The sequence below is a fragment of the Pseudomonas fluorescens NCIMB 11764 genome, assembly GCF_000293885.2.
Classification (GTDB): domain Bacteria; phylum Pseudomonadota; class Gammaproteobacteria; order Pseudomonadales; family Pseudomonadaceae; genus Aquipseudomonas; species Aquipseudomonas fluorescens_B.
In genome coordinates this window covers 6,385,886-6,398,851 of record NZ_CP010945.1, presented here as the reverse complement: position 1 = coordinate 6,398,851, position 12,966 = coordinate 6,385,886, and the positions used below count along the sequence as shown (strand labels likewise).

12 protein-coding genes are annotated in these 12,966 nt (G+C 60.4%); 6 read left to right on the top strand and 6 right to left on the bottom strand.

Annotated features, from left to right (window positions below; all coding sequences use genetic code 11):
* Positions 1–96 precede the first annotated feature (96 nt).
* Both mazG and B723_RS29075 read left to right on the top strand, forming a co-directional pair.
* A complete protein-coding gene (gene mazG, locus B723_RS29080) occupies positions 97–930 on the top strand; it encodes a nucleoside triphosphate pyrophosphohydrolase (protein WP_031319065.1) in 834 nt (277 codons plus the stop codon).
* A 28-nt stretch (positions 931–958) separates the two neighbouring features.
* Entirely contained in the window at positions 959–1,501 is a 543-nt protein-coding gene (locus tag B723_RS29075; protein ID WP_017340167.1) for a DUF2058 domain-containing protein, read from the top strand.
* Positions 1,502–1,571: 70 nt separating this feature from the next.
* Here the strand turns inward: B723_RS29075 and B723_RS29070 are convergent, their stop codons facing one another.
* The 6 genes from B723_RS29070 to B723_RS29045 form a co-directional block, all read right to left on the bottom strand.
* The gene (locus B723_RS29070) at positions 1,572–1,760 is read right to left on the bottom strand and encodes a hypothetical protein (protein WP_017340166.1); all 189 of its coding nucleotides are present in this window, start codon (positions 1,758–1,760) and stop codon (positions 1,572–1,574) included.
* A 400-nt stretch (positions 1,761–2,160) separates the two neighbouring features.
* Positions 2,161–3,381 (bottom strand): beta-ketoacyl-ACP synthase I, encoded by a 1,221-nt coding sequence (gene fabB, locus B723_RS29065; protein ID WP_017340165.1) that lies wholly within the window; start codon positions 3,379–3,381, stop codon positions 2,161–2,163.
* 11 nt (positions 3,382–3,392) lie between these two features.
* The gene (gene fabA, locus B723_RS29060) at positions 3,393–3,908 is read right to left on the bottom strand and encodes a 3-hydroxyacyl-[acyl-carrier-protein] dehydratase FabA (protein ID WP_003179264.1); all 516 of its coding nucleotides are present in this window, start codon (positions 3,906–3,908) and stop codon (positions 3,393–3,395) included.
* Between the two features lie 247 nt (positions 3,909–4,155).
* A complete protein-coding gene (locus B723_RS29055) occupies positions 4,156–6,057 on the bottom strand; it encodes an ATP-binding protein (protein WP_017340164.1) in 1,902 nt (633 codons plus the stop codon).
* Positions 6,054–6,986 (bottom strand): ABC transporter substrate-binding protein, encoded by a 933-nt coding sequence (locus B723_RS29050; RefSeq protein WP_017340163.1) that lies wholly within the window; start codon positions 6,984–6,986, stop codon positions 6,054–6,056. The genes B723_RS29055 and B723_RS29050 overlap by 4 nt, the downstream gene beginning before the upstream one ends.
* Positions 6,987–9,110, bottom strand: a complete 2,124-nt coding sequence (locus tag B723_RS29045) for a TonB-dependent receptor plug domain-containing protein (RefSeq protein WP_017340162.1) — start codon at positions 9,108–9,110, stop codon at positions 6,987–6,989.
* A gap of 197 nt (positions 9,111–9,307) precedes the next feature.
* On the opposite strand from B723_RS29045, the gene B723_RS29040 reads away from it, so the two are divergent.
* The 4 genes from B723_RS29040 (at position 9,308) to B723_RS29025 (ending at position 12,964) form a co-directional block, all read left to right on the top strand.
* A complete protein-coding gene (locus B723_RS29040; protein ID WP_017340161.1) occupies positions 9,308–10,333 on the top strand; it encodes an NAD(P)H-dependent glycerol-3-phosphate dehydrogenase in 1,026 nt (341 codons plus the stop codon).
* A gap of 20 nt (positions 10,334–10,353) precedes the next feature.
* Positions 10,354–10,701, top strand: coding sequence for a DUF4389 domain-containing protein (locus tag B723_RS29035; protein ID WP_017340160.1), 348 nt, complete (start codon positions 10,354–10,356; stop codon positions 10,699–10,701).
* On the top strand, positions 10,698–11,150 hold the full coding sequence (gene sixA / locus B723_RS29030; protein WP_017340159.1) for a phosphohistidine phosphatase SixA: 453 nt from the start codon (positions 10,698–10,700) through the stop codon (positions 11,148–11,150). Before B723_RS29035 ends, sixA begins: the two co-directional genes overlap by 4 nt.
* A gap of 146 nt (positions 11,151–11,296) precedes the next feature.
* Entirely contained in the window at positions 11,297–12,964 is a 1,668-nt protein-coding gene (locus B723_RS29025; protein WP_017340158.1) for an AMP-binding protein, read from the top strand.
* The last annotated feature ends 2 nt before the right edge of the window (positions 12,965–12,966 follow it).

The following is a 12,966-nucleotide window of genomic DNA, read 5'->3' as shown; positions in this document are numbered from 1 at the left end:
TGCCAGCGATGCAGGCACCTCGGTCTTTCAGTAGAGTCGAGGTGATGCCATCGCTGGCAGGCCAGCTCCCACAGGTTTTGTGGTGAGAGATAAATGATGTACGGCCTTGAAGATTTGCTGCACCTGATGAACCAACTGCGCGATCCGCAGTTCGGCTGCCCGTGGGACATCAAGCAAACCTACGCGACCATCGTCCCGCACACCCTTGAGGAAGCCTACGAAGTTGCCGACGCCATCGAGCGCGGCGACTTCGATCACCTGCAGGGTGAGCTGGGCGATTTGCTGTTCCAGGTGGTTTATTACAGCCAACTGGCCCGGGAAGAAGGGCGCTTCGAATTCGCCGGTGTCATCGACAGCATCACCCGCAAGCTGATCCGTCGTCATCCCCACGTGTTCCCCACAGGCGATCTGTACGCGCCGCTGGACGTTCCGCGACTGAGTGAGGAACAGGTCAAACGGCGCTGGGAAGAGATCAAGGCCGAAGAGCGCGCCGAGAAATCCGCGGCGCCGGAACAGTTGTCCTTGCTCGATGATGTACCCGCCGCGCTGCCGGCGTTATCCCGATCCGCCAAGTTGCAGAAGCGCGCAGGGCAGGTCGGTTTCGACTGGCCGGACGCCTTGCCGGTGCTGGACAAGGTCCGCGAAGAGCTCGATGAAGTGCTCGAAGCGATGGCCGACAATGACTCGGCAGCGATTGCCGATGAGGTCGGCGACTTGCTGTTCTCCGTGGTCAATCTGGCGCGTCATCTTAAAGTCGATCCGGAAACCGCCTTGCGCGGCGCCAACAGCAAATTTGAAAGACGCTTCCGTTTTATCGAACAGGCATTGCGCGACACCCACCGTCCCATAGAAGATTGCACCCTTGAAGAGTTGGACGCCTTGTGGGGCGAAGCCAAACGTCAGGAAAAGAATTTGCCCAGCTGCGGATGAGCAGTGGCCTAAGTGAGAAATAAGCACCATGAGCATTTCCCTTCGCGACCAGTTGCTAAAGGCAGGGCTGGTCAACCAAAAGCAGGCCAAACAGGTCGGCAAAGAGAAGCAGAAACAACAGCGCCTGGCCCATAAAGGCCAGATCGAACTCGATGATTCCCAGCAGCGTGCGGCCCAGGAAGCCATGGCCGAAAAGGTAAAGCGCGACCAGGAGCTGAACCGCCAGCAGCAGGAGAAGGCCGAGGCCAAGGCCCGTGCCGCGCAGGTCAAGCAATTGATCGAAGTCTCGCGCCTGCCGAAGCTGACCACCGAGGACTACTACAACTTCGTCGACGACAAGAAGGTCAAGCGCCTTTGCGTCAACACGTTGATGCGCAACAAGCTCAGCAACGGCTCGCTGGCGATCGTGCACCATGCTGGCGGTTACGAAGTAATCCCCCGTGAGGCGGCCCTGAAGATCCAGGAGCGCGATCCGCAACGCATCGTGCAGCTGAACGTGCAAACCGAAGAAGCGGCGGCTGAAGACGATCCATATGCGGCCTATCAGATTCCTGATGATCTGATGTGGTAAGCAGTTAACGGCTGCCACAACGACAAACCCCGCTCATGGCGGGGTTTGTCGTTTTCAATGCTGTCATTGCTTATGCGGATCGGAGCGCTCGTTGCTGCTCCAGTTTTTCCAGTTCGGCCTTGTAGCTGTGGGCATCGGTTTCGGAGTGGAACATGCCCACCAGCAAGTCTTGTTGGTGCACGTCCCAGATCCGGATACCGGCGGCTACGCCTTCGTGGGACTTATGTGAATCGTCGCGTTCAGTTACTTTTACAGTCATCTGCTAGCTCCAATCTCTGTGATATCTGCAGCAAGGCGTGTGCAGGACTCTGTTATATGTTTGGTTAGCTTGCTAAGTAAACGACAGAGTTTGGTAACGGATTTTTGCAAAAATGAAGAAAGTCCTGCAGCCCGCGTAATACGCGGCATTCGGTCGCAGGGCGCTGAGTTTCATGACAAAAGCTTCATGTTTCCATTGAGGAAAATGCCTGGCTTCACACAAAACCTGTGGGAGCGAGCCTGCTCGCGATAGCGGTCTTGTTCATACGGGAATGGCGAATGTGATGCCGTCATCGCGAGCAGGCTCGCTCCAACAGGGTTCTGTGTGTTGGCCAATTTTTGAGCAAAAAAAAACGCCCCGAACCAGTCGGGGCGTTTTTATGTGCGGCGTAGGCGGGGTGTTATTTACCCTGCCAGCGCTGCAGTACCAAGGTCGCGTTGGTGCCACCGAAACCGAAGCTGTTGCTCATCACGGTGTTGAAGGCAACGTCTTCGCGAGTCTTGGTCAGGATCGGCATGTCTGCCACTTCCGGGTCCAGTTCGTCGATGTTGGCGGAACCCGCCATGAAGTTGCCTTCCATCATCAGCATGCAGTAGATCGCTTCGTGAACGCCGGCGGCGCCCAGGGAGTGACCCGACAGGCTCTTGGTGGAGCTGATGGCCGGGGCCTTGTCGCCAAACACTTCACGCACACCTTTCATTTCCGCAACGTCGCCGACCGGAGTCGAAGTGCCGTGGGTGTTCAGGTAGTCGATCGGTGCGTCAACGGTGGACATGGCCATCTGCATGCAGCGGATGGCGCCTTCGCCGCTTGGGGCGACCATGTCGTAGCCGTCGGAAGTCGCGCCGTAGCCAACGATTTCCGCGTAGATCTTCGCGCCGCGGGCCAGAGCGTGTTCCAGCTCTTCGACCACGACCATGCCGCCGCCGCCGGCGATGACAAAACCGTCACGCTTGGCGTCGTAGGCACGGGAAGCTTTTTCCGGGGTTTCGTTGTACTGGCTGGACAGTGCGCCCATGGCGTCGAACAGGAACGACTGGCTCCAATGCTCTTCTTCACCGCCGCCGGCGAACACGATGTCCTGCTTGCCCATCTGGATCTGTTCCATGGCGGTACCGATGCAGTGAGCACTGGTGGCGCAGGCAGAAGCGATGGAGTAGTTCAGGCCCTTGATCTTGAACGGGGTGGCCAGGCACGCGGAAACAGTGCTGCTCATGGTCCGAGTTACACGGTATGGGCCAACGCGTTTCACGCCTTTCTCGCGCAGGATGTCCAGCGCTTCCATCTGGTTCAGCGTGGAGGCGCCACCGGAACCGGCGATCAGGCCGGTACGCGGGTTGGAGACTTGCTCATCGGTCAGACCGGAGTCGGCGATGGCGTCTTTCATGGCCAGGTAGGCGTAAGCCGCCGCATGGCCGACGAAGCGATAGATCTTGCGATCGATCAGCTCCTCGAGGGGAAGGTCAATGGAGCCGGAAACCTGGCTACGCAGACCCATTTCGGCATATTCCGGGTTGAACCGGATGCCAGGGCGACTTGCACGCAGGTTAGCGGAGACGGTCTCTTTGTCATTGCCCAGGCACGAAACGATGCCCAGACCAGTGATAACGACGCGGCGCATGCGGATAACCCTTAGAAGTTGTCAGTGGAGGTGAAAACGCCGACCCGAAGGCCTTCGGCGGTGTAGATCTCGCGACCGTCGACAGTCACCGAACCATCGGCGATGGCCAGGTTCAGCTTGCCTTTGAGGACGCGCTTGATATGAATGTTATAGGTCACTTTCTTCGCGGTCGGCAGAACCTGACCAAAGAACTTCACTTCGCCCGAACCCAGGGCGCGGCCGCGGCCTGGCAGGCCTTGCCAGCCGAGGAAGAAGCCGACCAGTTGCCACATGGCGTCGAGGCCGAGGCAGCCTGGCATCACCGGGTCACCTTCGAAGTGACAGGCGAAAAACCACAGATCCGGAGTGATATCCAGCTCGGCGACCAATTCACCTTTGCCGTACTTGCCGCCTTCTTCGCTGATCAGGGTGATGCGGTCCACCATCAGCATGTTCGGGGCGGGCAGTTGCGCGTTACCCGGGCCGAACAGCTCACCGCGACTGCAGCGCAGCAGGTCTTCCCGAGTAAAGGCGTTTTGTTTGGTCATGCGAGCTCCTCAATAGTCCCATGCGGCAGGTGGGGCAAATCTTCCCGGCCGATCGAAGCGTTCATGCCTCGAGTCAGCAGCCTACTCATAGACTATTGCGTTGTGGTGAAAGTCACAGCACCAAGGACATGAATGTACACTTGTGCACTGAAATTTTTATTCAAGCCCCTTTTCGGGCCTGTTCGGGTGCCTAAGACTGCCGCACTTTCGCCTTTCACGCCAGTCGCAGATGGTCGAAAGGCCTGCACTACTGCACCCATCGCTGCAGAATTTGCTGCAAATCCGTGCGTTTGAACGGCTTGGCCAGGTAATCGTTCATTCCCGCTGATAGACAGGCTTCACGGTCGCCCTGCAAGGCGTTGGCGGTCAGCGCAATGATCGGAAGGTCGGTGCAACCGGGCAGTTGGCGAATCTGTCGGGTGGCTTCGTAGCCATCGATGATCGGCAGTCGGCAATCCATGAGAATGGCTTCGAAGATCAGGCTTTCGGCGCTGCGTACCGCCTGAGCGCCGTCGGTGGCGACGCTGACAGTAAAGCCCAGGCTGCGCAACATGGCTTCGACGACGGTCTGGTTGACCGGATTGTCCTCGACCAGCAGCACATTGCGGCCTTCGCCATCGCCACTGCCGGACTGCGCGCGTGGCGTGCGCACCGGCAGCGTCTGTTTATAGAGCGCCAGCGGGATTTCCAGGGTGAACGCCGAGCCGCGACCTTCCTCGCTCTGGGCGCGCAAGGTGCCGCCCATGCGTTCCGCCAGGGTGCGGGCAATCGGCAGTCCCAGTCCGGTGCCGCCGTAACGCCTTGAAATAGAACTGTCGGCTTGCTGAAACGCATTGAACATCAATTCCAGGCTTTCGGCCGGGATGCCAATTCCGCTGTCGCGCACAGTGCAGGTGAACCACAACAATTCGTGATCCAGCGACTGCCATTGCGGTTCGATGGTGACGCGGCCCTGTTCGGTGAACTTCAGCGCATTGCCCACCAGGTTCACCAGGATCTGCCGGATCCGCGTCGGGTCGCCCTGAACCTGCAACGCACGCATGTCTTCGGGGATCAGCAACGTCAGATCGAGCCCGCGTTGCAAGGCGCTGTGCTGGAACGACTGGGCGCAACTGCTGATCAAGTCCGCCAGATTGAACGGAATGTGTTCCAGCTCCAGTTCCGAACGCTCGATGCGCGAGAAGTCGAGAATGTCGTTGATGACTTTGAGCAGGTGTTCGGTGGACTCCGAAGCCAGCGCCGCGTACTCGACCTGCTCTTCGGTCATCTCGGTGGTTTCCAGCAATTGCAGCATACCGAGCACGCCATTCATCGGTGTGCGCAGTTCGTGGCTCATCATCGCCAGGAAATCGGATTTGGCGTTGTTGGCCTTTTCCGCTTCTTCGCGGGTCTGGATCAACTGCGCCATGGCCTGATGCTGTTCACGACTGGCCTGTTCGAGACCGCTGGCGAGGTTGTTGATGTGCTGCGAAAGCGCGCCCAGCTCGGTGTCGTCGACAATCGGCAGTGGCGTCTTGTAGTCACCGCTCTGGATCGCCTTGACCGCGTTGCCGATATCGCGGATCGGCTGCGACAGGCTGCCGGCCAGGCGTCGGGCGATCAGGAAGGTAAATAACAGAGCGAACAGCGCAAGGACGCCGGCCTTGAACAGGATTTCCTGTTGGCGCTTGTTGAAGGCGTCATTCGACAGACCGACGATCACCCGCCCCAGATAATCCTCGGCGGGGGCGGTGCTGGCGGCGTTGGCGCCCTGGAAGAAGTCATTGTGCAGCGCGATCCGTTGCAAGCGCACCGGCGCCTGGAACACTTCGACCTGTTGCGAGCGGGTGTGGGTTTCCGACGGGTGCTCGACGTACACCAGAATCCGGTTGGCGCTGTCCTGCACTTCCAGAAAGCGCACATTGGGCGTGGCCAGGGTGGCCTTGAGCAGACTTTCGAGCACCTCGTTGTTACCCGAAATCACCCCGTATTCGGCGGCCGGCGCCAGTTGGTTGGCAATCAGTTGACCGGTGTGGTTGAGCTCCTGACGCAAGTCCTGGATCCGCACGAAGGTGAAGAAGCTGATCAGCAGCAAGGTCAGCAGCAGGGCAGGGCCGAGGCTGATGATCTGGGTGCGGGTATTGATGTCCCAGCGACGATGGAAAGTCATGGGCGGCTTTCTCCTTCGGCCAACTGTGTTGCGACCAACGCTTCATTGATCTGTTCAATGCCTAATGAACGAGCCACTTGAGGGTTACTCAAGACTTTGAAGCGATTGGCATAATGCGTGCGTGGCCAGGTGGCCGGTGGCTGGTCGAGCAGTTCGTCGAGAATCGCCAGCCAGTCACTCTGGTCGCTGTAGCTGCTGGCCAGGCTTCCGGCCTTGACGAAGCCGGCGTTCGGGCCGATCAGCGCGGTTTGCCGTGCGTAGCTGCTGAGCAGCAGGTTTTTTGCGGTTTTGGGGTTATACAGGTCGGGATCATCGAGGCCCAGCAACACGTCGCTGTTTTTCAGCAAGGCTTGCAAGGGGCGGCTGTCATTAGTGTTGTCCCAGCGTTCGGTGACAATTTCGAGGCCAAGCGGTTGAGCCGCCTGGCGCAGTTCATTCAGAAGAAACTCGCTATGGTTGTCGTACAGCACGCCGATTCGTCTGGCCTGGGGCAGCAGGATTTGGGCCAGGCGCAGTTGCCGATCAGGCGGCGGATCACTCCAGAGCAGACTTAAACGGGCTGGCAGGGCAGTGCCCAGGCGTTGACGGGCTTGCAGACGACTGATGCGCAGCACCAGCGTCGCCGGACCCTGGGGCTCTTGCAGGCGCCAGTCGAGGCTGGGCAGATCCAGCAGGATCAAACGAATGCCGGTCGGCAATTTGCTCGGTGCCGGCAGACCGGCCAATGGCTGGAAGCGCACCGTGTCGCCAGGGCGCAATTCCCCGAGGACCGTCGCGAACGCCTGCATGCCGGGGCTGTCGTCGGCACCGGTCAGCAGAATGTCCTCGGCGCTGACCGACAGGCTCACCAGCCCACCGGCAAACACCAGGCACAACCCGGCCAACAGGCGGCCAAGGATTGGCGTCTTGCGCGACGGACACCGCGGCATCTAGAACACCAGCTCCGCGCTGAAGTACATCACCCGTCGCTGGTCGTAGTTGTTATCGACGAACGTGATGGGTTGATTGTCGAGACGTTGCTGGAGCACACCGGCCAGTTCCAGGCTGGCCTTGCCCAGGCCGATGCGTTTGGCGATGCGTGTGTCGACCCGTTCGAAGCGATAGCCGTTGAGCGCGTCGTCACCATAATAGAAGAGTGCGCTGTTCCAGCCGTGGCCCCAGTTGCGCAGCCAGCCGGCGGAGCCACTGTTGCGCGCGGTCTGTTGCGCATCCAGCGGATTGCTCGCCTGGGCATCGACGCAGGCGTAGGTCAGGCGCAGTCGGTCGGCACTGCCGAGGTGCCAGTCGAGCTGGGTTTCCGCCCCGGTGAAGCGCGAGCTGTTGGCGTTGCTGGCGATGTACTGATTGTTGCGCAACGGCTCGCTGATCATGCCGGTGATCTCGTCGTGGAACACCTTCACGTCCACCGCCAGTCCCCACTCGGCGAAGAAGCCGTTGTAGCCCAGTTCTCTGGAGCGCATGTGTTCCTGCTCAAGGTTGCCGGGGCCGCGGGTCCTGACGAAGTAACGGGCGCTGTTCTGGCCATAGGCGGCGGGTTGCAGGTTGGTCACCCGGTAACTCCAGTTGACGTTGTTCTCGAACATGTCCGGTGAACGAATGGCTTCCGAATACACCGCGCGCAAACCGTGGCGCGGAGTGATCAGGTAGTTGACCGCCACCCGCGGGGTCAGCGAACTGCCGGTCAATTGCGTGTCTTCGAACATCGCACCGCCCTGCAACAACCAGTGTTCGGTCGCTCGCCACTCGAGTTGGCCGAATGCGCGCCACGTAGTGTCGTCGAGCGTGCCATTGAAATAGGTCTCGGAATCGGCCCGGTCGTAACGATAGTTCAGGCCGCTGACCAGTCGCAGACTGTCGGACAGGCTGAGGGTGTCTTGCAGCTCGAGGTCGTAGCGCGATTCACGGGTGCTTTGGTCAATGTCGCCGCACAGGGTTCGCCGGGCGCCGTTTCGCCACTGGTCCAGCACTTGATTGGCCAGGGCTTGCTCCGCCGCCGTGCCGGTCGGTGCGCCGGGACCGAGGTAGCGCTCGATGTTGCGTGCCAGGCGTTCGGTGTAATTCGGGTTGAGCTGCCAGAGCTCGGTCAGTTCGGGGCTGAACGAGACTTCGGCGTCGCAGGCGCGCCAGGTTTGCTGCCGATCCCAGTGCTGGGCCGAGCCTTGAATATAAAGACTGTGATCGGGATTGAGGTCTAGGTTCCAGCGCAAGGAGCCGGCGTAGTCTTTGGCAACGACGTCGGAATTGTTCCCGGCGGCGGTAATCCCCGAGAACACCGGGCGGTAGGTATAAGGCCGCTGATTGCTCCCGTCCTTGGCATTTAACTGCCAGTCGATGCTTTGCTGTTCGTTGAGTGTCTGGCTGACGGCGAGGTTGAAGCGGTTCAGGCGACGGCTGTCGCGATAATCGGCGCCTTTGCGGTCTGAGTCGAAGCCATCGTCCTGCTGGCCGGATAACGAAAGGCGCATGTCGCCACCGTCCCAACCCACGCCCTGACTGGCGTAAAAATCGTCGATACCGCGCTGACCGCGGGTGACCTTCAACCGCGTGCCGTGGCTGTCGGCCGGATTGCGGGTGATGATATTGACCACCGCCATCAGCGCATTGGCGCCATAGCTGACGGTGTTCGGGCCGCGGAAGACTTCGATGCGCTCGATGTCTTCCATGGCCACCGGAATGTCACTCCAGTCCACTGTGGCCAGGCCGGCGCGATACACCGAACGGCCATCGATCAGCACCTGCATGCGCCGCGCTTCGCTGGCGTTGGTGCCGTGGTAATTCACGGCGGCCTGATTGCCGGTGATGTTGCCGACCATCATTCCTGGCACCAGGCGTAGCAACTCGCTGATGTCCCGGGCGCCGCTGGCGTTGATCAGTTCGCTGTCGATCACCGTCATGCTCCCCGGCACCGCGGCTGGCGACTGTTTCAGGCGCGTAGCCGTCAGTACCTGCGGCAGTGGCTCACTGTCGAGAAACAGGTCGTCGGCCAGCAATGGCGGGCTGACGATCAGCGCCAGAAGCAGCGGCGAGTGGGGTGAAGCAGAGCCAAACGACACAACACATCCTTGATAGCAATTTCACTGGCGCGCATGTTAACCGAGCCGGTCGACTTTTCCAGTCACGATGACGGCATTTTCCTCGGATTTATTGGTCTTCTTCAGACAAGTGCCGGTAATTGACGCGGGGGCTGGCCGCCACTGGGCCGCTCCGTATAATGCCGGCATCGCCACTGGTATGGATTAACGGATTGCATATGACTGAACAGCGCCCGATTGCGGTCCTGGGAGGCGGAAGTTTTGGTACCGCCGTGGCTAACCTGCTGGCCGAGAACGGGCATCAGGTCCGGCAGTGGATGCGTGACCCTGAACAGGCAGAAGCCATTCGGGTCAATCGCGAAAACCCGCGTTACCTCAAAGGCATCAAGATTCTCCCCGGAGTGGAAGCGGTCACTGACCTGCAAGCCACGCTGGACGCTTGCGACCTGTGCTTCGTTGCGCTGCCGTCCAGCGCACTGCGCTCGGTACTGGCCCCGCACGCCGAACGCTTGAGCGGCAAGCTGCTGGTCAGCCTGACCAAGGGCATCGAAGCCCACACGTTTAAACTGATGAGCGAGATCCTCGAAGAGATCGCCCCGCAAGCGCGCATCGGCGTGCTGTCAGGGCCGAACCTGGCCCGTGAAATCGCCGAGCACGCACTGACCGCCACTGTGGTCGCCAGCGAAGACGAAGAACTCTGCCAACGGGTTCAGGAAGCGCTGCACGGCCGCACCTTTCGCGTTTACGCCAGCGCCGATCGCTTCGGCGTGGAGTTGGGCGGGGCGCTGAAAAACGTCTACGCGATCATCGCCGGCATGGCGGTGGCGCTGGGCATGGGCGAAAACACCAAGAGCATGCTGATTACCCGGGCGCTGGCGGAAATGACCCGCTTTGCGGTGAATCAGGGTGCCAACCCGATGACGTTCCTGGGGCTCGCGGGCGTGGGCGATTTGATCGTGACCTGTTCGTCGCCGAAAAGCCGCAATTACCAGGTCGGATTCGCCCTTGGTCAAGGTTTGAGCCTGGAAGATGCGGTAACGCGCCTGGGCGAAGTCGCGGAAGGCGTGAATACCTTGAAAGTGCTCAAGGCCAAGGCCCATGAAGTGGGCGTTTACATGCCGCTGGTCGCCGGGCTGCACGCGATTCTGTTCGAAGGGCGCACGCTGAATCAGGTGATTGAATTGTTGATGCGCGGCGAACCGAAAACCGACGTCGACTTTATTTCCACCAGTGGTTTCAACTGATTCATCAGGGAGAGCGAGACATGAACGAGCCGAAAACAGAAGCCCAATACGAATCCATCCTGCTGCGGGTGTTGTGGATGATTGTCTTCCTGCTGGTCTGGCAGGTGGCGCAATTCATCCTCGGCGCCGTGGTGCTGGTGCAACTGGTCTATCGTTTGTTTTATGGCGCCCCGAGCGCCAGCCTGATGAATTTCGGCGACAGCCTGAGCCAGTTCCTGGCGCAGATCGGTCGTTTCGGCACGTTCCACAGCGACCAGAAACCCTGGCCGTTCGCCGACTGGCCGACGCCGCGTACGCCGGAGGGTGAAGCGCCACACGTCGTGGCACCTGCGCCGCATCCGGCCCGAGATGAGGAACCCAAGCTATGAAACTCTGGGTATTGCGTCATGGTGAGGCCGAGCCACATGGCAAAGGTCCTGATTCCGAGCGGGCATTGACCGACCACGGCCGTAAAGAAGTGTTGCGCACCGCCGCCGAGTTGGCCGGCAAGCCGCTGACCGCGATCTATGCCAGTCCATACCTGCGAGCGCAGGAGACTGCAGAAATCGTGCGTACAGCGTTGAATTTCGCGCCGGAGATTCGCACCGTCGATTGGCTGACTCCCGATAGCCGCCCGCAAGCAGTGGCTGAACAGTTGGTGTCTGTAGATCACGCGCTGCTGGTCAGTCACAACCCGCTGGTAGGGAATTTGCTGGGCTATCTGCAACACGGTCATGTGCAAGATCCGGAAAGGGTTGCCACCGCCGGTCTCGCCGAGCTGGAAGGGGATTCGCCACAGGCCGGGGCGATGAAGCTCAACAGCATCAAGCACCCGTAGCGGCAGGCAGAAGAGGTTTCTGCGGCGAGGGAGCAAGCTCCCTCGGGGTCGCGCCGTTTGTTTGTTTCTTTGTGTGAAATAGTCAACCAAGCAACCGCTTGGTTGACTACGCTTGCTCCAGAACAAAAAACACAGGAGCGAGTCGCATGTCTGCTGCTTTTCGTTTGCCGCTGGACGTTTTTTACGAACGTGAGGCCCGTCATCCCCGTCAGCGCTTTCTGGTTCAACCGGTGGGTGGAGGCCAGGTCGAAACCCTGACCTGGGAAGACGTCGGTCACCAGGCCCGTTGCGCCGCGCACTGGCTGCGCGCGCGGGAATTGCCGCAAGGCAGCCACATCGCCCTGATCTCGAAAAACTGTGCGCACTGGATCATCGCCGACCTGGCGATCTGGATGGCCGGGCACGTCTCGGTGCCGTTGTACCCGAACCTCACCGCCGAATCCGTCGCGCAAGTCCTCGAACACTCCGAAGCGGCGCTGGCGTTTATCGGCAAACTCGATGACTGGCCCGGCATGTCCCGCGGCGTCAGCCCCGACCTGCCGACCATCAGCCTGCCACTGCATCCGCCGGGCAGCTTCGATTTCAGCTGGGCCGACCTGCAAGCCTGTTCACCGATCCAGGACAACCCGACACCTGCCGCCGACCAACTGGCGACCATCATTTACACCTCCGGCACCACCGGCATGCCCAAAGGCGTGATGCACAGCTTTGGCAATCTGGGCTTCGCCACCACCCGCGGCACGCAGTTGTTCGGCCTCAATGAGTCGGATCGGCTGCTGTCGTACCTGCCGCTGTGCCATGTGGCCGAGCGAATGTTCGTTGAACTGGCCTCGATCTATACCGGGCAAACCGTGTTCTTCGCCGAGAGCCTCGATACGTTTCTGACCGATTTGCGGCGCGCGCGGCCCACTGCGTTGTTCGGTGTGCCACGCATCTGGACCAAGTTCCAGATGGGCGTGTACAGCAAGATCCCGGCGAAACGCCTCGAGTTCCTGCTCGGACTGCCCCTCATCGGCAAGCGGGTAGGGCACAAAGTGCTCGTGGGGCTTGGGCTGGACGCCTTGCGCGTCGCGCTGTCCGGCGCGGCACCGGTGCCGCAGACCTTGTTGCTGTGGTATCGAAAGCTCGGGCTGGACGTTCTGGAGGTGTACGGCATGACCGAAAGCTGCGGTTATTCCCACATCGGCCGGCCCGGCGAAAACAAGCCTGGCTGGATTGGCAAGCCTTGCCCAGAGGTTGAAGTGCGGATCGCCGAATCGGGCGAGGTCATGGTGCGCAGCGGCGCGACCATGCTCGGGTATTTCAAGGAACCGGAAAAAACCGCCGACACGATTACGGCGGACGGCTTCCTGCGGACCGGTGACAAGGGCGAGCAAGACGCCGAAGGCAACCTGCGCCTGACTGGACGGCTGAAGGAGATTTTCAAGACCAGCAAAGGCAAATACGTGGCCCCGGCACCGATTGAAAACCGCCTGGCAGTCCATTCTCGGATCGAACAGGTGTGCGTGGTCGGCGACGGTTTGAGCGCGCCGCTGGGACTGTGCGTGCTCTCGGCGATGGGGCAGCAGGACGCGGACGGAAGCGCGCGCGCCGGTCTGCATTCAAGCCTGGAAAAACTGCTGGAGGAGGTCAACCACGCGCTCGACAAGCATGAGCGCCTGCACCGTCTTGTGATCGTCAAAGACAGCTGGGGCGTGGAAAACGGCTTCCTGACGCCAACCCTGAAGATCAAGCGCAACGTGATCGAAGCGGCTTACGGTACCCGGTTCGAAGAATGGAGCGAGCGCAGCGAAGCGGTGCTGTGGCAGGATTGAAC

Bases quoted from the DNA above. Each gene is read 5' to 3' on its own strand.
- B723_RS29050 (WP_017340163.1), bottom strand. From the start codon at position 6,986: ATGCCGCGGTGTCCGTCGCGCAAGACGCCAATCCTTGGCCGCCTGTTG.
- mazG (WP_031319065.1), top strand. From the start codon at position 97: ATGTACGGCCTTGAAGATTTGCTGCACCTGATGAACCAACTGCGCGAT.
- fabA (WP_003179264.1), bottom strand. From the start codon at position 3,908: ATGACCAAACAAAACGCCTTTACTCGGGAAGACCTGCTGCGCTGCAGT.
- B723_RS29025 (WP_017340158.1), top strand. From the start codon at position 11,297: ATGTCTGCTGCTTTTCGTTTGCCGCTGGACGTTTTTTACGAACGTGAG.
- B723_RS29070 (WP_017340166.1), bottom strand. From the start codon at position 1,760: ATGACTGTAAAAGTAACTGAACGCGACGATTCACATAAGTCCCACGAA.
- fabB (WP_017340165.1), bottom strand. From the start codon at position 3,381: ATGCGCCGCGTCGTTATCACTGGTCTGGGCATCGTTTCGTGCCTGGGC.
- B723_RS29035 (WP_017340160.1), top strand. From the start codon at position 10,354: ATGAACGAGCCGAAAACAGAAGCCCAATACGAATCCATCCTGCTGCGG.
- sixA (WP_017340159.1), top strand. From the start codon at position 10,698: ATGAAACTCTGGGTATTGCGTCATGGTGAGGCCGAGCCACATGGCAAA.
- B723_RS29075 (WP_017340167.1), top strand. From the start codon at position 959: ATGAGCATTTCCCTTCGCGACCAGTTGCTAAAGGCAGGGCTGGTCAAC.
- B723_RS29040 (WP_017340161.1), top strand. From the start codon at position 9,308: ATGACTGAACAGCGCCCGATTGCGGTCCTGGGAGGCGGAAGTTTTGGT.
- B723_RS29055 (WP_017340164.1), bottom strand. From the start codon at position 6,057: ATGACTTTCCATCGTCGCTGGGACATCAATACCCGCACCCAGATCATC.